The sequence below is a fragment of the Nocardia australiensis genome, assembly GCF_020733705.1.
Taxonomy (GTDB): domain Bacteria; phylum Actinomycetota; class Actinomycetes; order Mycobacteriales; family Mycobacteriaceae; genus Nocardia; species Nocardia australiensis.
In genome coordinates, this window is sequence record NZ_JAJFZM010000001.1 from 1678224 (window position 1) to 1698524 (window position 20301).

16 protein-coding genes and 1 pseudogene are annotated in these 20301 nt (G+C 64.5%); 7 read left to right on the top strand and 10 right to left on the bottom strand.

Going from position 1 to position 20301, the window contains the following annotated elements; genetic code table 11:
- Window positions 1-102: 102 nt before the first annotated feature.
- Complete coding sequence (locus LKE06_RS07590) at window positions 103-672, top strand: TetR/AcrR family transcriptional regulator (RefSeq protein ID WP_227997910.1); 570 nt, start codon at window positions 103-105, stop codon at window positions 670-672.
- 177 nt (window positions 673-849) lie between these two features.
- Here LKE06_RS07590 and LKE06_RS07595 read toward each other — a convergent pair whose 3' ends face one another.
- Together LKE06_RS07595 and LKE06_RS07600 are read right to left on the bottom strand one after the other, a co-directional pair.
- On the bottom strand, window positions 850-1554 hold the full coding sequence (locus tag LKE06_RS07595) for a sterol desaturase family protein (protein WP_227997911.1): 705 nt from the start codon (window positions 1552-1554) through the stop codon (window positions 850-852).
- A gap of 24 nt (window positions 1555-1578) precedes the next feature.
- Complete coding sequence (locus tag LKE06_RS07600) at window positions 1579-2298, bottom strand: FadR/GntR family transcriptional regulator (RefSeq protein WP_227997913.1); 720 nt, start codon at window positions 2296-2298, stop codon at window positions 1579-1581.
- A 209-nt stretch (window positions 2299-2507) separates the two neighbouring features.
- On the opposite strand from LKE06_RS07600, the gene LKE06_RS07605 reads away from it, so the two are divergent.
- Window positions 2508-3101: a hypothetical protein gene (locus LKE06_RS07605; protein ID WP_227997915.1), complete on the top strand. Its 594-nt coding sequence runs from the start codon at window positions 2508-2510 to the stop codon at window positions 3099-3101.
- Between the two features lie 74 nt (window positions 3102-3175).
- Here LKE06_RS07605 and LKE06_RS07610 read toward each other — a convergent pair whose 3' ends face one another.
- The 7 genes from LKE06_RS07610 to LKE06_RS07640 are packed head-to-tail and all read right to left on the bottom strand — an operon-like array spanning window position 3176 to window position 12754.
- Entirely contained in the window at window positions 3176-3844 is a 669-nt protein-coding gene (locus LKE06_RS07610) for a hypothetical protein (RefSeq protein ID WP_227997916.1), read from the bottom strand.
- On the bottom strand, window positions 3841-5511 hold the full coding sequence (locus LKE06_RS07615) for an ABC transporter family substrate-binding protein (RefSeq protein ID WP_227997917.1): 1671 nt from the start codon (window positions 5509-5511) through the stop codon (window positions 3841-3843). Before LKE06_RS07615 ends, LKE06_RS07610 begins: the two co-directional genes overlap by 4 nt.
- 34 nt (window positions 5512-5545) lie before the next feature.
- Window positions 5546-7237, bottom strand: a complete 1692-nt coding sequence (locus LKE06_RS07620) for an ABC transporter family substrate-binding protein (protein WP_227997918.1) — start codon at window positions 7235-7237, stop codon at window positions 5546-5548.
- Window positions 7234-8943, bottom strand: a complete 1710-nt coding sequence (locus tag LKE06_RS07625) for an ABC transporter family substrate-binding protein (RefSeq protein ID WP_372477293.1) — start codon at window positions 8941-8943, stop codon at window positions 7234-7236. The genes LKE06_RS07620 and LKE06_RS07625 overlap by 4 nt, the downstream gene beginning before the upstream one ends.
- Window positions 8944-8967: 24 nt before the next feature.
- Window positions 8968-10833, bottom strand: a complete 1866-nt coding sequence (locus LKE06_RS07630; protein WP_227997919.1) for a dipeptide ABC transporter ATP-binding protein — start codon at window positions 10831-10833, stop codon at window positions 8968-8970.
- Window positions 10830-11780: an ABC transporter permease gene (locus LKE06_RS07635; protein ID WP_227997920.1), complete on the bottom strand. Its 951-nt coding sequence runs from the start codon at window positions 11778-11780 to the stop codon at window positions 10830-10832. The genes LKE06_RS07630 and LKE06_RS07635 overlap by 4 nt, the downstream gene beginning before the upstream one ends.
- Complete coding sequence (locus tag LKE06_RS07640; protein WP_227997921.1) at window positions 11777-12754, bottom strand: ABC transporter permease; 978 nt, start codon at window positions 12752-12754, stop codon at window positions 11777-11779. The genes LKE06_RS07635 and LKE06_RS07640 overlap by 4 nt, the downstream gene beginning before the upstream one ends.
- Before the next feature lie 159 nt (window positions 12755-12913).
- Between LKE06_RS07640 and LKE06_RS07645 the strand changes: the two genes are divergently transcribed.
- Window positions 12914-13708: a hypothetical protein gene (locus LKE06_RS07645; RefSeq protein ID WP_227997922.1), complete on the top strand. Its 795-nt coding sequence runs from the start codon at window positions 12914-12916 to the stop codon at window positions 13706-13708.
- Window positions 13709-13785: 77 nt separating this feature from the next.
- Window positions 13786-14586 carry an HAD family hydrolase gene (locus LKE06_RS07650; RefSeq protein ID WP_372477353.1) on the top strand — a complete coding sequence of 267 codons (801 nt, stop codon included), beginning with the start codon at window positions 13786-13788 and terminating at the stop codon, window positions 14584-14586.
- Between the two features lie 245 nt (window positions 14587-14831).
- On the opposite strand, the gene LKE06_RS07655 is transcribed toward LKE06_RS07650, so the two are convergent.
- On the bottom strand, window positions 14832-17177 hold the full coding sequence (locus tag LKE06_RS07655; RefSeq protein ID WP_227997923.1) for an N-acetylmuramoyl-L-alanine amidase: 2346 nt from the start codon (window positions 17175-17177) through the stop codon (window positions 14832-14834).
- A 214-nt stretch (window positions 17178-17391) separates the two neighbouring features.
- On the opposite strand from LKE06_RS07655, the gene LKE06_RS07660 reads away from it, so the two are divergent.
- The 3 genes and pseudogenes from LKE06_RS07660 (at window position 17392) to LKE06_RS07670 (ending at window position 20271) form a co-directional block, all read left to right on the top strand.
- Window positions 17392-18852, top strand: a complete 1461-nt coding sequence (locus tag LKE06_RS07660; protein ID WP_227997924.1) for a SpoIID/LytB domain-containing protein — start codon at window positions 17392-17394, stop codon at window positions 18850-18852.
- Window positions 18853-19055: 203 nt separating this feature from the next.
- A pseudogene (locus tag LKE06_RS07665) lies at window positions 19056-19661 on the top strand (TipAS antibiotic-recognition domain-containing protein); the annotation flags it as partial.
- Window positions 19662-19719: 58 nt separating this feature from the next.
- Window positions 19720-20271, top strand: a complete 552-nt coding sequence (locus tag LKE06_RS07670) for a hypothetical protein (RefSeq protein ID WP_227997925.1) — start codon at window positions 19720-19722, stop codon at window positions 20269-20271.
- Window positions 20272-20301 lie beyond the last annotated feature (30 nt).

The following is a 20301-nucleotide window of genomic DNA, read 5'->3' on the forward strand; positions in this document are numbered from 1 at the left end:
GGATTCAGCGACGAGAGGTCTGCGAGATCCAATCGGAGGTGGCGTACACGCGCATAGGGGACGTGGGAGCGGATCGAGGTCATCGCGGCGTCGGCTTTGGTGGTGTCACGGCTGCCGAGGCGTAAGAAGGCCGCCACCCGCCAAGCCCTGGCCAACGCGGCACGGCGGCTGTTCCTGGAAGGAGGCTTCGACAAGGTCACCGTCGCCGAGATCGCCGACGCCGCAGACACGGCGGTATCGACGCTATTCGTGCACTTCCCTGGTGGGAAGGAGGCGCTACTCCTCGGCGACGGAGACGAACGTGAACGGGCTCTGACCGCTGCGGTGCGGCAACGCCGGAAGGACGTCGCAATCCTGCAAGCCCTGCGAGACTTCCTCGCCACGCGAGGCCCCTTCGATCCTGAACCCGATCCGGAATCGCGGCGCATCGCCGAACTCGTGATCTCCACTCCGGCCCTGCGGGCTTACGCCAGGACACTGTGGACCGGCTGCGAAGCCGCGCTCACCCGAGTCCTCGCCGAGCAGACCGGCCGCGATGCAGGTGACCTTTCCCTCCGGCTGCTGGCTCGCTATGTCCTGGAGATCCCTGATCTCGCCGGCACCCGGCCGGACCCGCTCGCCGCCCTGGACGCCGCTTTCACCCACCTCCGACGCGGCTGGCCCGACGTTTGACCACAACTCCGCCACCCCGCAACAGCTGAACCGCACGGCAACCCGACCGCTCATCGACATGAGCATGGTGAAGCGGCGCGTAACCCAGATGTCCTGTTATACAACCGATCTGTGGCACTACCGTAAGTCCGGTGGTCTGTCTCCGGCTGGGACATTCAGGTGATGCTGAGGGTTCGGTCAGGTCGAGTGGAGGTGGCGGGCGGTGGGGGAGGCGGTGACGGCTGCCGGGTCCGGGTGGGTGCCGAAGAGGCGGTCGGCGGTGCCGGAGGTGGTTACGGTGAACCAGTAGTGCTCGTTCTTGTAGTGATGGTGGCGGTGGTTGCGCCAAACTGCCCGGTATAACGAGCCTTTCGGCTTGTAGTCGGTGTGTATCAGGTAGTGGGTCCACTCGTAGCCGAGGCCGAGGACGGTGATCATCAGTAGGCAGGTCAGGCCGAGTCCGAGGCGTGGGAAGGCAAGAGCCGCAAGGGCTATCAGCACGATGACGAGTACCGCCAGCGTCTTCGTCGGGATGAAGATCAGCGGAATGTTGCGTGGATCCACATGGTGCTCACGGTGTTTGCGTGCCAACTCGCTATCGATCGGAATCGGACCGATCTTGCGTGGCCGCCAATGCAGGACGGTGACGTGCACGATCCATTCGAAGGCCGGGAAGAACGCGAGCATAACGGCGGGAACCAGCGCGTCGGTCCATTGCCAGTCGCCGACCAGAATTCGGCCGATGATGGCCGCGAGCAGGGTGGTGCCGATGAGCCAAGGCGAGGGATGTCGGACGAATTCGCGAAAGGCATCGCCGAGCGAGAGGCCGCGTCGCAGCGCCCGCTCGTCGCGACGCACGCGTTCGCGTGCTGAATCCTGTTCGGACGATTGGGGTTTCGTCATGACATTTCCTCTGTTGATGCGCGATCAGTGCCCGCCGAGGGCGTCGATCAAAGTGGTGGTCGCCGGCGCGAGCAGCGTCCGAGCGATATCGGCGGCCTCATTCGGCCGGCCCGCGACAATGGCGGCGGCCAGTTCGCGATACGCCTCGACATTGCCCACCTCGGCGGACATGATCGGGGCCAGCGCGACGAGCGCGGGTTCGTAGGCCGCGCGCAGCATGTTGAACATCAGCCGGAACACGATCGAGTCGGCCGCGTCGACGACGTGGTCCCAGAAATCCAGTGCATGCCGCTGCTGCGTTACCGGATCCGCTTCGGCGGCAAGCGCTGTCACGCTGCGCTCCAGCGCCGTGCCGACTTCGGAGTGGGTCGCGGCGAGTCGAGTCGCCGCGAGTTCGGCCACCTTCGGCCCGTTGTGCAGCCGAGCCTCCAGAATGCTGCGCGCTACACCGGGATCCAGCTCACCGGCCCGAACCAGCAAGCGCGGCAACACTTCCAGTCCTGCCCCGCGCCGATAGTCGAGCACCGTCGTCGCATCCCCTTGACGAACCGCCACCAGCCCCGCCGCCGCCAACCGCTGCAACGCCTCCCGCACCGCAGGCCGGGAAACCCCGAGCGCCTCGGCCAACTGCCGCTCGCTGGGCAACGTCGCCCCCGGCGCCAACTCCCCACTCAGCACATCCGCCGCGATCTGCTCGAACACATCGCCGGACACCGACCGCTTGACAACGGGTTGCAACGCCATATCCTCACTGTCCCCGCAATAGGCCAGGTGGTCAAGTGGTAAGACCAATTCGGTCGCGGTCGTGTCGCGGGCGACGTATTGCCCGGAAGGTCATCGGTCAGTTGTTCGGGCGTCATGGCGGTTGGCATGACGGCGGTGGTGCTATGCCGGGCAACTGTGCGGCGACGTAATTTCCGCGCGTGCCGGTCGTCGGTGGCAGGGTGTTCGGTGTGGGTGACTATTTCGAACGGATCGTCGATCTCGAAGTGACTGCGGCGGACGCGGATGCGCTGGCGGCACGCATCGTGGACTGGATGGTGTCGCGGCGCTGGCTGCTGCGGGAGATGTCCGGGGAGGTGATGTACAGCCTCCAGGTGGACGAAGGCTATGTGCCGGGACCGGATTGGGCACAGATCACCCAGGAATGGGGCGAGGACTGGATCCCCGGTCCAGTCGCCGTCATCATCGGCCGCCACGACCATTACGCCGGGCAGGGTGGGATCGAACCCGCTTCAGCGCAGTGCCCGCACTGTTCGGCCACCACTGTGATCATCGACTACCCGCTGCAATGGGAAGCCGACCCTGCGGTGTGGCAGCCGTTCTCGGACGCCATCGACGCATGGAAACAGACCGGCCTCGGCACCGCGACCTGCCGCACCTGTCGCGCGCCGAGCACGATCACCGACTGGCAATGGGCAGACGGCTTCGCCCTCGGCGCCCTCGCCTTCGACTTCTGGGGTTGGCCACCACTCACCGATGACTTCATCACCGAGCTCGGTGCGCAATTGGGTCACCGCACCGAACACCACACGGGCAAGTTCTAAAACGTCGAGAACCTCGCTGCCGCAAGAGGATAAACACGCCCCGGAACATGGCCGCATGCCCGGAACAGGCAAGCTCAGCTTGGGTCGGAGCCTCGGATGGCGGATAGCCAGATGGTGGTGGCGGCGGCAACGCAGGTGGCGGCGAGGAAGGCCGGGAAGCCGTCGTTTGCGATGTAGATCCACAGCAACGCGATGAAGGGGGCCGCCACGGCGGATTGGGCGTCGAGCAGGAGGCGGCGGGACGGTCGGGTCGATCTGGTTGCCTGGGCCGGGGCGTCGGGGTCCGGGCGTGACGGGTTGTCGATGAGGCGGCCCGCAGGTTCGGTATCGCGGATGCGCCCGGAGGGATATAGGCGCAGGCCGCCGGCGCGCGCGGCCCGAGCGGTCATCTCGCCGTCGGCGGCCGTCATGGTGAGCAGGGCCGGATCGAAATAGACAGGCAGCCAACGGGGTCGGCCGGTTCCGCTGATTTCCAACCAGGTTCGGCTGAGCAGCCGATGTTCTTGCCGGACGCGTTTGATGACGATAGTGCGTGCGGCACCGGTCAATCCGTTCGACACCTTGCCCAGCGCCATGCTCAGCCGATAGGTCGTGTAGCCGATGATCCCCAAGGCCACCGTTGCCAGCGCGGCGATTTGGTCGAGGTCGGCGAACGGCGCCCACGCGACACATATCGCGAGGGCGCCGATCGTCACGCTGACCGGGTACACCAATGGGTTGCCCCGACCCGGTCCGGAATTCACTTCAGGAAGCCGACTTTGGTGTAGTCGCGCGAGGCGAGTCCGAAGGCGCCGTAGTTGGCGAGATTGTCGCGCACCGCATATGTTCCCGCCGCCTGATACAGCGGAAGCGAATAGCCTTCGGCCCAGATCATTTGATCGCACTGGTTGGCGAGCGCGATCGCCTTCTCCGGGTCGAGTTCCGAGATCGTCTGATCGATCAACGCGTTCAGCTCGGGCGAGCCGATCCTGGCCTTGTTGCCCTGCAGGTTATTCGGGTCGTAGGCATAGATCTGCGGGAGCGCGCCGAGCGGGAGAACACTGCCACCCCAAGAGAACTGGGCGATATCGAAGTTGCCCGGATCGACGACATCCTTGAAAAGCCCACTGCCCGGCACGGTCTGAATGTTCAGCTTCACGCCGACAGCGGCCAGGTTCTGCTGCACAATCTGTGCGGTCTGCACCCACTGGTCCTGCTGATACATCACATCGCGGATTTCGAGCTTGCGCCCGTCCTTTTCGCGAACATCGCCGTTGAGCTTCCAGCCCAGGTCATCCAGCATTTTCGCGGCGGCGGCGGGGTCGTAGGCGACTGGGGCCGAATTGTCCTGGTAGCCCTTCTGACCCGCCACGAAGACGTGATTGTTCAGCGGCTTCGGGTCGTCGACAATGCCGTTCTGGCCGGCGGTCGTGATGCCCTGCCGGTCGATCGCCTTCGAAATAGCAATCCGCAGTTGCGGATCCGCGAGCAGCGCACCGGGCGCACCATTGAAGGTCAGGTGCGACCAGGTCGGCATCGGCGTGCGCCGGATGACCACATTCTTCGCGTTGCGCGCACCGGTCACATTCTCGATGCCGGACATGTAGGCGATGTCGAGTTCGTTGTTCTGGATGGCGGGCAGCAGCGCCGAATTGTCCAGGACGCTGAAGGTGACGGTGTCGATTTTCGGGGTGTCACCCCACCATTTCGGGTTGCGGCCCAGCGTGATCCGGTTCTGGGCGCGATCGATATTCGTCACCTCGAACGGGCCCGAACTGATCGCGAGACTGTCGCGGTCCACGCTGTCGAAGGCCTGCGGGTTCTCGGTGACCGCCTTCGGATACAGCGGGCTGAATTGTCCCTTCCATTCGGCATAGGGCTGATTGAAGGTGACGATCGCCTGCCGATCGTCCACACCGCGTTCCACCTTCTCGACCCGCTCGAAACCACTGGTCGACGACACGAGGAAGGCACTGTCCCGGCCGCTGAGCGCATTCGCCTCGGAACGCAGATCCTCCCAGGTAATGGGCGTGCCGTCCGACCACACGGCCTTCGGGTTGATCGTGTAGGTGACCTGCTGCGGCGCGGTGCCGGTCAGCTGAATATCGGTGAAGTAGTTATGGTCGATCGTGAGCTGTCCCGCGGCATCGCTGAGGAATGCCTGCGGCATTGTCGGCTCTACCACGGCGAAACCGTCCTCGGTACCGCCATCGATATGCAGATAGTTGAAGCTCGACGGGAACGCGCTCAGGTCCAGACGCAGATTCCCGCCCTCGCGCAGCTCACTCGGATCCCTCGGATTGATGTCATTGGTGCTGCCGACGGTGCTCGTGCCCCCGGACCCGCCACTGTTATCGGAACACCCGGTCACGATCAATCCGATGGCGACGACCGCAACGGCGATCCGGGTGCCTGGGACGCGGATCCTCATAGGTGGTCCTTCCTGGTCAAGGCGTCGGTCTCGGTCATTTCACGAAACCGACCTTGGTGTAGTCGATCGAAGAAAGCCCCGTCGCACCAAAGTTGGCGAGGTCCGCCCGCTCGGCCACGGTGCCCGCCGACTGCACGATCGGCAGGGAATAGCCCTCCTCGAAGATCATTCGATCGGCCTTGTTCGCCATCTCGATGGCCTTCTCCGGGTCGAGTTCGGAGATGATGTCGTCGATGAGGGCGTTGAGTTCCGGCGATCCGATCCTGGCCTTGTTGCTTTGCGGGTTGTTCGGGTCGTAGGCGTAGATCTGTGGGAGCGCGCCGAGCGGGAAGATGCTCTTGGCCCAGACGAATTGGGCGATATCGAAGTTGCCCGGATCGATCACATCGGTGAAAAGCCCATTGCCCGGGTAGGTCTGGATGATCAGCTTGACGCCGATCTGCGCCAGATTCTGCTGTGCGATCTGCGCCATCTGTGTCCAGGTATCGGCCTGGTACATCACATCGCGGATTTCCAGTTTGCGGCCATCCTTCTCGCGGACGTCACCGTTGAGCTTCCAGCCGAGGTCGTCGAGCATCTTCGCGGCCTCCTCGGGGTTGTAGGCCACCGATTGCGCGTTGTCCTGGTAGCCCTGCTGGCCGTCCAGATAGATGTGATTGTTGAGCGGCTTCGGATCGGTGACGATACCGTTCTGGGTCGCGGTCGCGATGGCCTGACGATCGATACCCTTCGAAATCGCCATCCGCAGTTTCGGATCCGCGAGGATCGAGCCCGGTGCGCCATTGAAGGTGAAGTGCGAGAAGCGCAGCGCGGGCGCGCGGCGCACCTTGATGCCGGGGGCATTCGCGACGGTCTTCACCTCGTCGATGCCGGAGACGCCAGTGGAATCGAGTTCATTGTTCTGTAGGGCGTTCAGCCGCGCGGAGCTGTCGAGCACGCTGTAGGTGACTGTCTCCAGCTTCGGTGCGTCGCCCCACCATTTCGGGTTGCGGCCGAGCACAATTCGCTGCTGCGGACGGTCGATCGAGGTGATGACGAACGGGCCCGATGACAGCGGCAGCGAATCGCGATTCACGTCATTGAACGCCTGCGGCGTAGCGGTCGTGGATTTGGGATACAGCGGATTGAACAGACCCTTCCATTCGGCGTAGTGCTGGCCGAGGGTGACGATCGCCTGCCGATCGTCCACACCGCGTTCGACCCGATCCACCCGGCTGTAGCCCTGGGTCGCGGACACCTGGAATTCTGGGTTGCGTCCACTGAGCGCGCTGGCCTGCGAACTCAGATCCTCCCAGGTGATCGGGCTGCCGTCCGACCAGACCGCCTTGGGATTGATCGTGTAGGTAATCTGCTGCGGACTCGTGTTCGTGAGCTGTATATCGGTGAAGTAGTTGGGATCGATGGTGAGCTCACCCGCCGCATTGGAGTTGACGGTGCCCGGCATTGCCCAGGAGATCAGATCCGCCGCCTCGCCGTCGGCGTCGACATGCAGAGCATTGAAGCTGGCGGGAAAGTTGGTGAGCGCAAGCCGCAGGTTTCCCCCGTCGCGCAGGGCATCGCGATCGTGTGGATTGGTATCACTGGCGGCGCTGATCGAACTCGATCCGGACTCCACCGCGGTGTCCGAGCCGCATCCGCCCAGTATCAGCGCGAACGCGACAGCGGGCGCCGCGACCTGAACGCCTATCCGGCGCCCCCGGCGGCGAGTCATAGGTGCAGAAGTCATTTCACGAATCCGATCTTGGTGTAGTCATAGGACGCGAGCCCAGGGGACCCGATATTCGCCAGCGCGGCCCGGGCGCCGTAGCTGCCGTCGGATTGGGTGATCGGCAGGGAGTGCCCCTCCTCGAACACTTTTCGATCTACTTCGTTGGCGAGTTCGATCGCCTTGGCCGGATCCAGTTCCGCGAGGGTGCGGTCGATGAGGTCGTTGAGTTCCGGTGAGCCGATACGGCCGTAATTGCCCTGCAGGTCGGTCGGGTCGTAGCGGTAGATCTGGCGAATGCTGCGGAGCGGGAACGAATCCCCCTGGAAGATGAACTGGGCGGCGTCGAAGTCGCCCGGCTGAATGACATCGGTGAAGTACCCGATGCCGGGCTTGGTGTCGATGGTCAGTTTGACGCCGATCCCGGCGAGATTCTGCTGGATGATCTGGGCGATCTGTATCCAGAGCGGGTCGTTGTACATGACATCGCGAATGACCAGCTGGCGGCCGTCCTTCTCCCGCACATCGCCATTCAATTTCCAGCCGAGCGCATCGAGTTCGCGCGCCGCGGCATCCGGGTCGTAGCCGAGGCTGTTGTCCCGGTATCCCTCCTGGCCTTGCAGGAAGATGTGATTGTTCAATGGCTTCGGATGCTCGACCAAACCGTTCTGGGTCGCGGTGGCGATACCCTGCCGGTCGATGGCCTTCGTAATCGCGACCCGCACTTGCGGATCGGCGAGGATCGATCCGGGTGCGCCGTTGAAAGTGATGTGCCGCCAACGGTTGCCGGGTGCCCGACGTAAGACCAGGTCCTGGGTGTTGCGCACCGTTTTGACCTCGTCGACTGACCCGAGCATGACGAGGTCGACTTCATTGTTCTGTAGGGCACCCACCCAGGCCGCGTGGTCGAGCACGCTGTAGGTGATGGTGTCGAGTTTCGGGGTCGCGCCCCACCATTTCGGATTGCGGCCCAGCACGATTCGGCCCTGCGCGCGATCGGTTGATTGGATCTGGAACGGACCCGCGGTCGGCCCCATGGCGTCGGCCAGGCTTTTGTTGAACGAATCCGGATCGGCGGTAACGGATTTCGGAAACAGCGACGAATTGCCCGAGAACTGCCCACGCCATTCCGCGTACGGCTGTTTGAACGTGAGGACGGCCTGGCGGTCGTCGACGCCGCGTTCCACCCGGTCCACGAACTCGAAGCCATTGGTGATCGCGATCAGGAAGCGTTTGTCGGCCCCGCTGAGAGCAGCCGCCTGCGAACGGATGTCCTCCCAGGTGATGGGGCTGCCGTCGGACCAGACTGCCTTCGGGTTGATTGTGTAGGTGACCTGCTGCGGTTCGGTATCGGTCAGCGCGACATCGGTGAAATAGTCGGTATTGAGCGAAAGCTTGCCCGCCGCGTCGACATTGAACGAGCGCGGCATCATCGGCCGTTCGATATCGGCGATCTCGCCATCGTTGCCGTCATTGGACAGGGTGTTCCAGTTTGCCGGGTAGCTGGTGGTCGCCAGGCGCAGGTTGCCGCCGTCGCGCACCTCGTCGGCGTTCTTCGGATTGATATCGCTGGTGGTGCCGATGGCATCCGATAGTCCCGTCGCCGAGTCCGTGTCGTTCGCCCCACACCCGGTAGCGATCAGTCCGACCACGACCACCGGCACCGCACAGCGCACGGCGAACATTCGGGATGAGCCCGTCCAGGCTCGGCTCGATCGGACCCGCATAGCGCTCTCCTTGCTTCCTGGCCGCTACCGGCTGACGACCGGCACCGGAACCGCGTCGATCAGCTCCCTGGTGTATTCATTGCGCGGATCGGCGAATATTTGTTCGGCGGGGCCGGATTCGACGATCTTGCCGCGACGCATCACCGCGATGTCGTGAGCGAGATTTCGCACCACCGACAGATCGTGGGAGACGAACAGATAGGACAGACCACGTTCTACCTGTAGGTCGCGCAGCAGATTCAGCACACCCGCCTGGATCGATACATCCAGTGAGGAAACCGGCTCGTCGAGGACGAGCAGTTCCGGATCGAGGGCAAGCGCGCGGGCGATGCTGATGCGCTGCTTCTGCCCGCCGGAGAAATCGCCGGGGTAGCGATCGGAGTGTTCGGGCCGCAGGCCGACCTGTTCGAGCAATTCCGGAACCCGGCGGGTGATTTCAGCGCGTGCGCGACCATCGATGCGTAGCGGTTCGGCCAGCGCGTCGAAGATCGGCAGGCGCGGATCCAGCGAGGCGGTGGGGTCCTGGAAGACGATCTGCATCTTCCGGCGAATCTCTCGCTTGCGTGCCTTGGTCAGAGTGGCGACGTCGCTGCCGAGGATTTCGATGCTGCCGGATTCGGGCGTGACCAGGTCGAGTATCTGGGTGAGTGTGGTTGATTTCCCGGATCCGGACTCGCCGACCAGTGCCAGTGTGCGGCCCGCCCTGACCTCGAAACTGATGCCGTCGACCGCGCGGACCTCCCCCTTGCGGCGGCGCAACACGACACCCGAGGTAATCGGGAAGGTCTTCACCAGATCCGAAACCTTCAGCACCACACGGTCATCGCTGCCCGCCTCGGTCGCCGGCTCGGAGATCTCCTGGCGGTAGGCCGCGAACAGGTCGGCGGGACCGACCTCAGCGGTTCGAATACAGGCGGCGCGGTGGCCCGGATTGGTTTTCTCCAACGGCGGCTCGGCGGCCCGGCAATTCTCGACCGCGATCGGGCATCGCGGCGCGAACGAACAGCCTGGCGGCAGCGCGTGCATGGCGGGTGGCGCACCGACAATGGGAATGAGCGGGGTGCGGGCGGGGCCGTCGATACGCGGAATGGAACCGAGCAACCCCACCGTGTACGGCATCCTCGGTGTATTGAAAAGCTCTGTGGTGTTGGCAGTTTCGACAATCTTTCCGGCATACATCACCGCGACCCGATCGGCGAGCGTGGCGGCGATACCCATGTCGTGGGTGATCATGATGACACCGGCGCCGGTGATATCGCGGGCCTTGCGCAATAGGCCGAGAATCTGTTTCTGCACCGTCACATCGAGTGCGGTGGTCGGTTCGTCGCAGATGATCAGTGCCGGATCGTTGGCAATGGCCATCGCGATGACCACGCGCTGGCGCATACCGCCGGAGAATTCGTGCGGAAACATTTTGGCGCGCACTTCCGGCTCGCTGATGCCGACCAGCCCGAGCAGGTCAACCGCCTTGGCTGCGGCTTCCTTCTTGCTCGTGGATCCGTGCGCGAGCAGTGCCTCCGCGATCTGATCGCCGACCCGGTACACCGGTGTCAACGCCGAGAGCGGGTCCTGGAACACCATGCTGATGGAACTGCCACGCAGCTTGGACAATTGGCGGTCCCCGAGCCCGAGTAGCTCGCGTCCGCGCAACCGGATGGAACCGTTCACGCGGGCCTGTTCGGGCAGTAGCCCGATCACCGCGAGCGAGGACACCGATTTACCCGAACCGGATTCGCCGACAATGGCGAGCACCTCGCCGTCGGACACGGTGTAGTTCACCCCGCGCACCGCGTCGATGCGGCCCTCCTCGCTGGGGAAGGAGACCCGCAGGTCGGTGACCTCCAATAGCGGTGCGGTCGAACTCTTTTCGGGGGTGCTCGCGCCTGTCATGCCTGACCCTTCTTCCGCGAGTCCTTCTTGCGCGAGTCCTTCTTGCGTGACCGCGCCCGCTTGGCACCCGGATCGAACGCGTCGCGCAGGCCGTCACCGATCAGGTTCGCGCTGAGCACCGTGATGATCAGCAGGCCACCGGCGAACAGGAACAACCACGGATAGGTGAGCGCCGACTTGGTGCCCGCCGCGATCAGTGAGCCGAGCGACACATCCGGCGGCTGCACGCCGAAACCGAGGAAGCTCAAACCGGTTTCGGCCATGATCGCCGCGCCGACGCTCAATGTGGTGTCGATGATCAGGATCGACGCGATATTGGGAATGATGTGGCTGACGATCACCGTCCGCGTCGGCGCGCCCATATATCTTGCGGCCTTGACGAATTCGCGATCACGCAGGCTCAGCGTCAGCCCGCGCACGATGCGCGCGCTGATCATCCAGCCGAACACGGCGAGCAGCACGATGAGCAACGCGATCGATCCGCTGCCCTTCGTGCGCGGCGCGAACAGCGCGATGATGATGAAGCTCGGCACCACGAGCAGCAGATCGACCACCCACATGATGGCCCGATCGGTCCAGCCACCCAGTAGCCCCGCCATCGATCCCGCCGTCGCGGCGATGGCGGTGGAGAACAGCGCGACGCATAAGCCGATGACCAATGACTTCTGTAGACCGCGCAGGGTCTGCGCGAGGACATCCTGGCCGATCTGCGTGGTGCCGAAGGGATGTTCGGGACTCGGAGGCTTCAGCAGCGCGGTGTAATCCAGCTGTTGATAGTCATAGGCCAGAAACGGTGGCAGCGCGAAACTACCGATGAACAACACGATCAGCACCACCGCGCCCGCGATGGCGGGCTTATTGCGCAGGAAGCGTCGCCAGACGAGTCTGCGTCGTCCCGAGGCCGAGACCTCCGGCGCACCCTGAACGATGATCTCGGCTTCTGTCATCCCACACGCACCCTGGGGTCGAGAATCGCGTAAACAATGTCCGACAGCAGGCCCGACACCAGCACCACGAGCCCGGCGAAGGCTGTCACCGTCACCACCACGTAGAGATCCTGGGCGTTGATGGAATCGACCAGCCACTCACCGACGCCGTGCCAGCCGAAGATCTTCTCGGTGAACGTCGCACCCGTGATGAGCCCGCCGAGACTGTAGGCGAACAGCGTTGCCATCGGGATCAGCGCGGTACGTAGGCCGTGCTTGTATAGCGCCCTGTTGCGGGTGAGGCCCTTGGCGCGGGCGGTGCGGATGAAGTCGCTCTGCAACACATCGAGCATCGCGTTGCGCTGGTAGCGGCTGTAGCCGGCCATAGCGCCGAGCGCCAGGCCGGCAGTCGGCAGTACCAAATGCTGGACACGGTCCAGCAACTGCGGCCAGAAGCCCTCGACCGCATTGGCCGAAGTCTCTCCGGTGTAGAGGAATATTTGCGAGCCGGTCAGCGAATTAATCTCCAGCGCACCATATTTCAGCAACGTGGCGAGTAAGAACACCGGCGTGCTCAGGATCAGCAGCGAGATGACCGTGGTGAAGTAATCGCTGAATTTGTACTGTCTGATCGCCCCGGCCGCGCCGATCAACACGCCGAGTACCGTGCCCACCAGTGAACCAACGATCAACAGTCGCAAACTCACCGCGACCCGACGTGGCAACTCCTCGCTGACCGGCTGCCCGGAGAGCGTGGTGCCGAAATCGCCGTGCGGGATACCTTTCAGCCAGGTCACATAGCGCTGCGGGATCGGATCGTTGAGATGCAGTTGCTCGGCCTTGGCGTCGATCACGGCCTGCGGTGGTCGTGGATTGCGCTGTTCGAGACTGTCCAACGGCCGGAACGTCAGCGACGCCAGGCTGAACGTCAAGAACGAGGCCAGCAGCAACAGCACGACATAATTCAGCGCGCGTCGTAGCAAAAAGCCGGTCATCAGTCCTCTGGTCTTACGGCTGGACAGGGCCAGCGTCGGTTCTTAGCCCCCGATCATAAGGACGTCAGTGCTTGCGTGCGTGCCACGCGGGGGCTGCGGCATGTCCTCTATTCTGTCGGTATCGGTGCGACAGGACTTTGCCGACGCGGAGGGGGCGACATGAACTACCCGCAGTATCCAGGTGGCTACGACCCATATCTCACAACGGCGCCGCCGAGTGGGGTGACCGCCATCATTGCCGGTGTGCTCGCGGCAATCGGCAGTGTCGGGCAGCTCTTCGGCGGTGGCAGCAGCATCTTCGTCGCTACCGCAATGGGTCCTGACCTGATCGGATCCGATTCGACCGGGCTGTTCGGGTACGGCTGGTATCCGTCCTACGCCGTGGCGAACGGCGTATTCGCGATTATTGCGGCGATCCTGCTCGGGGCGGGCGCGGTCACGTTGTTCGGCAAGAAGCCCCTTGGTCGCATCCTCATCGCCGCCGGCTGCGCGATTGTGGTCCTGGCGGGGCTCGCGGGGTTTGTGATCACGCTGAGTCTCGGCGCGTTCAGCGGTGCCGGGCTGATCGGCAGTGGCATCGGCGGCGTGATCGGCTTGCTCTTCCCGATAGCGACCGTGGTCCTCGCGCTTGTGCCCGCGACGGCCAAGTGGCTCGCCTACCACCAGACTGCCGGTTATCCGCAGGGCGGGCAGGCGGGGTACCCGCCACCGCCTCCGGTACCGGGTGGGTATCCGCAGGTAGGGCCGCCCGGTTACCCATCGCAGGGTCCGTCGGGGTATCCGCAGCCGGGTCAGCAGGCGTATCCATCGGCGGCGCCATCCGGCTACCCGCAGGCGGCGCCGTCGCCATATCCGTCCCAGCCGTCGGCATATCCCGCCCAGCCGTCGGCGTATCCGAAATCCGATCCGCAGGTGTCGCCCGACGATGCCACGTGGCGTCGACCATCCTCCTAGCAGCGCATCGCGATCGTCTCGAGACCGTTTTCGGGCAGGATGAGTGGGTGACTCGCCTGCACTTGCCTAAACCGAAGATGGTCGCCACTGATGTGGACGGCACCCTCATCGATCACGAAGAGCGGGTCACCGCGCGGACCAAGGCCGCGGTCGACGCCCTGATTGCCGATGGGGTGCCCTTCGTCCTGGCGACCGGACGGCCGCCGCGCTGGATCGATCCACTGATCGATGGGCTCGGTTACGCGCCGCTGTGTGTCTGCGGCAATGGCGCGGTGCTCTACGACAGCGCGGCCGACCGAGTACTCGCCAGCCAGACATTGGACGTGGACACCCTGAGCTGGATCGCCGAACTGGCCGAACGCGCGCTACCCGGTTGCGGCCTCGCCGCGGAGCGGGTCGGCGCCCGCGCACACGACGCCGCGACGCCGCAATTCGTCAGCTCTCCCGAATACGAGCACGCCTGGCTGAATCCGGACGATACGGCGGTCTCGCGCAGCGAGGTGATCGATGCGCCCGCGATCAAGATGCTGGTCCGATTACGCGGCACCCCGAGCGCGGAAATGCGTGCGGTGCTCGCACCGCTGATCGGAGACCGCGCCGACATCACATATTCGACCGACCACGGCCTCATCGAGTTATCCGCGCCCGGCGTAACCAAGGCCTCCGGCCTGGCCACGGTGGCGCAGCGGCTCGGCGTGGAACGCTCGACCATCATCGCGTTCGGTGATATGCCCAATGATGTCCCCATGCTGAGCATGGTCGGACACGGCGTCGCCATGGCGAACGCCCACGCGGACGCGATCGCCGCCGCCGACGAGGTAACCACGGCGAACTCCGAGGACGGCGTGGCGCGGGTGCTCGAACGCTGGTGGATTTGAGCTTGGTGCCGAGTCCACCCCGCACAGATCCAATACCTCGAAAAGCATTGAGCCACCTCGAGTAGCAGGGCAATGGTCGCCGTGGGGACATACTGTTCGAATGTCTGGAACGAAGTGCTCGAACTGTCTCGAGGTGGTGGCTTCTAAAGGGAGTCAGCAGCCGTGCGGTTCGAACGAATCGGAACCGAGAACGCCCCTGTCGACGTCGAGTCGACAGGGGCGCAAAGGTTTATACCGCGGGTGATTCAGGCGGCTGGTTCGTCGGCCGGTACCGGTTCCGGAACGGCTTCGGGAGCTACAGCTTCGGGCACCAACGCAGCGTCCGGTGCGGGAGCGGCATCGGGCCCGGGAGCAGCCTCGGGGGCGGGAGCAGCCTCAGGGGCGGGAGCGCCGCCGTCACCGGGCACCGTTCCCGGGCCGGGGACAAGTGCTTCGGGTGCGGGCACCGGGGCTGGGCCCACTCCGGGCGCCTGTACCCCGGGTGCGGGAGCCGGTGCCGGACCCGGTGCGGCGACCTGACCCTTCGGGCTGCGTCGCATCTCCTGCTGGTAGGTGTCGTTGTAGGTCTTCCATACGGTGGTGACGATGCCGGTCACCTGGTTGAGAATCAGTGAGCCGTACTGGAAATCCGAACGCAGGCCGTCGGGCACCAGGTAGGAATTGCTCAGCGGCAGCCCGAGAACACCCGCGTCCGCGCCGAGTTGCAGGAATCGGTCGAGGATCGCGCCGATCACTTCGTGCGCCTGGCCGTCCGGCCCGGAATACACATACCCATTGGTGAATTTGGCGTACTGCTGGCCCTGGGCGGCGGGCAGTAGATCCGACTGAGCGGTGCCGAGCGGCCCACTCGGGCCACCGCTCTCCGACCAGTGCTTGGCGACAATGCTTCGGTCCACCATGTCGAGCAGTTTGGTTGTCAGCGCGGCCAGTGCGGCGAGGTCGGACTGGCCGCGCCCGGACTGCTGCTGCTGATCATTCGGCTGCGTTCCGGTTTGCGCGGTGCCGGAATGTCCAGCCGTGTTCGCTGCGATATCGCGAATTCGATCCATCAATTCGTAGGCGGCGTCGCCGGGGCAGCTGGTGCTTCCGACATCGCGGTGGGCGAATACCACCGGCAGCCGGACACTTTCGCCCTCGGCGTACGGGGTGAACTCGGTGCCCTCGGAGAACATCGTGGTGTACCCCTTGGGATCGAGGCCCGCGACCTTGGACCGCCAGCCAACGAACTTGCCGACCGCGTTGATTGCCTCTTCGGTCGGTGCCTCGGACTCGTGGTCGCCCATCAGCGCGACGCCGGAGGTGTTCTCGTTGAACCCACCCGCGTGCGCACCCTGCACCGGACGATCCAGTCCGCCGAAGCGGCCCTCGAAGATCTGCCCGTACTTGTCGACCAGTGCGTTGTAGCCGATGTCGCACCAGCCCAAGGTCTTTGCGTGATAGGTGTAGATCGCGCGGACGATGCCCGCCGACTCGGACTTGCTGTAGTCGTTGCGTCCCGCCGTGTGGTGCACCGTGACGCCCCCGACGCCGTCGTCGTAGGTGGGTTCCTCGCAGCGGATCGACTCGTCGGCGCCCCATTGGGCGCGGGTGATCACGTTCGGGCCGCCGCCGGGCAGTGCCGCTGCGACATCGGAGAGTGCGTCATCGATGGCGCCGCGGCCCGGATCGATGAGCACGGCGGTCAATGGAGAAGCCTCCGACTGGGCCGGATCATCGGTATGCGCGGCGGCGGGGATGGGCTTTATGGGCGAGGCGGCGGGATCCGGGATCGTGGGCCCCGCCGGCTTGCGAGTTACCAGGATCTGCACCGATTTCGTATTGCCGACGTAGATCGGTTCGGTGCCGGTGGTGCGCGGGGTCGCGGGTCGATCGTCGCGGCGGGTGTCGACGGCTTCGGTGTTGTACCAGGTTCCCCAGCTGCCATCGGGCTGCTGGGCTCGGATCATCGCATTGGTGTTCGCCAGATCGTTGGCGGTGAGCGCGACGACGCTGAACGGTGTGTCGCGGCTGAGTTCCTTGACCTCGGCGCCTACCTGGTTGACCAGGTCGGTCGGCAACGCGCCGGGGGAGAGCGCGGGGGTATCCGGAGTGGTTCCCGGTTCGAGTCGGCTCGGATCGGCGATGAAGCTCACGCTCGGCGCCCGACCAGGAATGGACTGCGTCGGTGCGGATTGGCTGGGTGTGGATTGGCTGGGTGTAGTTGGGCTCAACGTGGTTTGACCGGGTGTGTTCCGGCTCGATCCATTGAGGTTGGGAAGCGGAATTTCCTTGGGTAATTGCACACCGGGCGGCACCGGCAGGCCATCGGGAATAGGCAGCGATGATGGCAGCGGCAGCATTCGCAAATCGGAAAGATGCAGATCGGGCAGGTCGAGTCCGGTGAGTTCTTTGAGCGGGAGCGTGATGTCGGGAGCGCTGGCGAGCGCCATTTCGGCGAGCTGTGCGGGCACCGCGGCGAGCCCACTGTCGTTGGCGGAGCGATAGTCGGTCGAATCGCTCAGCGTGAATGTGGCGAGCGGAGCCGCTACCGCGAGCGTTGTGACAACCGGGAGTACGTAGGAACGTTTCGGTTTGCGGTACGGCACGAGCATCTCCAATCAGGTCGAACTGGCGATCATGTGCGGAAAGTCAGGGTTGCTTCCTGATGCATCAACGATCACACTAGTTCACAACTGTCACATATCTAAACCTCTTGTTGAGGATTATGTAATTGCTCGAATGTAGCTCTCGGATTGCGACCGGACGCAACGACATGCCGACGGGTATCGAACCGATCCGGTCCCGGAAAACCATGGGAGTGAACGGATGCGACGAAACCAGTACCGGAATAAACGAGCTGGGCAAATACCGCGCCTGCGCGGCAGGCACCGTGGTCCGATAGCGCGGTCCGCGCCTGCGGTGCTGGTCACCGGGGGGACCGTCCTACTGGCTGGCACGGTCATCGCATGCTGGAGTTGGTCGGGGCACCCGCAGTATCGGTCGACCGCGGGGCCGGGGCACGGGCGCGGCATGAGTCAGGTCGGCGCGTTCGACAGCGCGCAGGACGGCTGGACCGCAGAGCGAATTCTCGACCACTACTACCCTGGCGCGACACTGGGGCAGATCCTGCCGACCACGGTCGCGGTGCGCCTCACTCAGCAGGACGACTCGACCCTCGACACCTTCGCCGATGCGGGCGGGTGGGTCGCGGGCCGGGCGCTCGCCGCGGGACAAGCCGCCCATCTCACCGCGCTGCCAGACGGTCGCGCGAATGTGGTGGTCACGATCGGCTGTGATGGCGAGGTGGTGTGGCAGTCCTCGACCGACGATCCGTGGGTGTATCCCGTCGACCCCGGATCGAATAGGCCCGCCGCCGAACACCTGCGCCTATGCGGCGGCTCGGCCTATCGCGGCGCGCTCGGTGTCGCGACCGAGGACGGCGCGGCGCGCACGGTCAACCGGGTCGAAGTCGAGGATTATCTGCTGGGTGTCGTCCCGGCCGAGGTGCAGGCCAACTGGGCGGACAAGGGTGCGGCGGAAGCTCTTCGCGCACAGGCGATCGCGGCGAGGTCCTATGCGCTCGCCGAGCAGCGCTACCCGTACGCGGATACCTGTGACACCACCGACTGTCAGGTCTATCCCGGTACAGACAAGGAAGATCCGCGCGCCGCCGCCGCTGTCGCGAATACCGCGGGCACCGTGCTGCTGCGCGACGGGCGAATTCTGCGTTCGGAGTACTCGTCGGCACCCGACGGCGGCCAGCCCGCCGACATCACCACCTTCGATGTCGGTCCCGCGCCGGATGAGCTGGAACCGGCGCTTGGCGAATCGGATTCGGTCCCAAGTCGATCCGGTACGGGCGAACAGTCGGGCGCGGGTGTGCCCACGGACCCACGCACCCGGACCTCCGTGGGTGAATCGCCGATCGATGTCGAGTATCGGCGGCTCGGTGGCGTGAACAGTTCGGTTGGGCAACCGATAGGACCGGAGATGGAATTGCCGGAACACGCAGGTATCTACCGACTGTTCAGCAATGGCGTCATCGTCGCGACGCCCACGCTCGGCGCGCAGGTCGTCGACTTCACCCGATTGATGGAGCTGGTACCGGAGGGGGCCGACGCATCAACGTCGGGCAGCACCGGTCCGTCGACGGGCCCATCGACCGGGCAAGTCCCGAGCGTCGTGGCCCCAGGCGCCGTCACGCCGAATACCGCGTCGACTCCGGTGCCACGGCCGACGCCGGGACCGATCATCACCTCCGGTGCGGGAAACGAACAGCAGCCTTGATCGGTGTGCGGGCATTGCCCGTGAATTGCCTGAGCGGCGTCGGTTTCTTAGAAATCGGCGCCGTTCTGGTGTGTCGGGTCGGATCGTGCGGCCGCGCGGGCGCTCGCTAGATATCCCCGAGAAACGCCTTGACCTTGACATGCCTTGACCTTGACCTAGCGTCAACTTGCAGACTGGATTCACCGACGAGAAAGAAGGGAGAACAGGTCATCCTGCTACTGCGAGAACTCGGCCTCGGCCTCGCCGTCATCGCCGAAGTTCTTGCTGGAGAACAGGATTCGGCCACCGCACTGCACACCCACCTGGAACTGCTCCGGCAGCAACAGGATCGGCTCCAGCGCCAAATCGAATCGGTGACCATCACGTTGCAGAAGACCGAAAGAGGTGAACAACTCATGGCTGCGGAAGTTTTCGACGGATTCGACCACACTCGGTACAAGGATGAGGTGATCGAACGCTGGGGTAAGGACGCCTACGAGAGCGGCGACCGCTGGTGGCGTTCGATGAGCGACGCCGACAAGAAGGCGCATTTCCAGACCCACCTCGACATCGCCGCCGACTACGGGCGGGCGCGCGCTGCCGGACTTGCGCCCAACAATGACGAGGTCCAGGCCGTTGTCGAGCGCCACTATGCGTACATCGGCGTGGGCTGGCAGGGCCGCCCAGTGGTGGCGGAGGCGTTTATCGGCCTCGGCGAGATGTATGTCGCCGATCCGCGCTTCGCCGCCAACTATGACGTACATGGCGAGGGGACAACCGAATTCGTGCGCGACGCGATGAAGGTCTACGCCGAAGCCCGGCTCCGGTAGCCGGGTTCTGCGCGGTCGGCATCTCAGCGGGCCGGTGCGGCGGCTACGGTCGAACATTGTGGACGTCAACGTGAATTCGGGAGCCCCGTCGACGGAACCGGACGGGCTGATGGCGACGACGGCGGGAGTTCTCGGTCTGATCCTCGGTGCGGGAAATCTGATCGGCGCGGGCGTGCTCTTGAACGCGTTTCGTCAAGACTCGAGTCGATACGACAAGTCGCTGACCATCTTCGCGACGCTGGGTGCGCTACTGCTGGCATTCGCGTTGAGCTACGGCGCCATCCTGCTGCTACGCCGCGACGAAACCGGCCGCTACCTGGTGATCGTCGCTTCCGGTTCGATGCTCGTCATCGGTGTTCTCGGCCTTATCGGTTCGCTGACCGGCTACGACTCCGGTTACGGCATCCACTGGTTCACCGAGGCGACAACCAAGACCGACGCGGGCAAATCGCCCCTCGGCCTGGTCGGCATCCTCACCGCCTTGATCCACCACAGCTGGATCGCCGGCCTCATCGCCCTAGTAGCCCCCCTCCTCACCTTCATCACCACCGCATCCCGCCCAACCCGAATCTGGACAACCACCCAGCCCCGCTCCCGCCTCACCTACTGAGCGCCGCGTGGTACATGGCTGCGGCAATCG

What these genes read in the sequence shown, in the direction of transcription:
- LKE06_RS07625 (WP_372477293.1), bottom strand. Translation starts at nt 8,943, where the DNA reads ATGCGGGTCCGATCGAGCCGAGCCTGGACGGGCTCATCCCGAATGTTC.
- LKE06_RS07595 (WP_227997911.1), bottom strand. Translation starts at nt 1,554, where the DNA reads ATGACGAAACCCCAATCGTCCGAACAGGATTCAGCACGCGAACGCGTG.
- LKE06_RS07660 (WP_227997924.1), top strand. Translation starts at nt 17,392, where the DNA reads ATGCGACGAAACCAGTACCGGAATAAACGAGCTGGGCAAATACCGCGC.
- LKE06_RS07630 (WP_227997919.1), bottom strand. Translation starts at nt 10,833, where the DNA reads ATGACAGGCGCGAGCACCCCCGAAAAGAGTTCGACCGCACCGCTATTG.
- LKE06_RS07600 (WP_227997913.1), bottom strand. Translation starts at nt 2,298, where the DNA reads ATGGCGTTGCAACCCGTTGTCAAGCGGTCGGTGTCCGGCGATGTGTTC.
- LKE06_RS07655 (WP_227997923.1), bottom strand. Translation starts at nt 17,177, where the DNA reads ATGCTCGTGCCGTACCGCAAACCGAAACGTTCCTACGTACTCCCGGTT.
- LKE06_RS07635 (WP_227997920.1), bottom strand. Translation starts at nt 11,780, where the DNA reads ATGACAGAAGCCGAGATCATCGTTCAGGGTGCGCCGGAGGTCTCGGCC.
- LKE06_RS07615 (WP_227997917.1), bottom strand. Translation starts at nt 5,511, where the DNA reads ATGAGGATCCGCGTCCCAGGCACCCGGATCGCCGTTGCGGTCGTCGCC.
- LKE06_RS07620 (WP_227997918.1), bottom strand. Translation starts at nt 7,237, where the DNA reads ATGACTTCTGCACCTATGACTCGCCGCCGGGGGCGCCGGATAGGCGTT.
- LKE06_RS07645 (WP_227997922.1), top strand. Translation starts at nt 12,914, where the DNA reads ATGAACTACCCGCAGTATCCAGGTGGCTACGACCCATATCTCACAACG.
- LKE06_RS07640 (WP_227997921.1), bottom strand. Translation starts at nt 12,754, where the DNA reads ATGACCGGCTTTTTGCTACGACGCGCGCTGAATTATGTCGTGCTGTTG.
- LKE06_RS07650 (WP_372477353.1), top strand. Translation starts at nt 13,786, where the DNA reads ATGGTCGCCACTGATGTGGACGGCACCCTCATCGATCACGAAGAGCGG.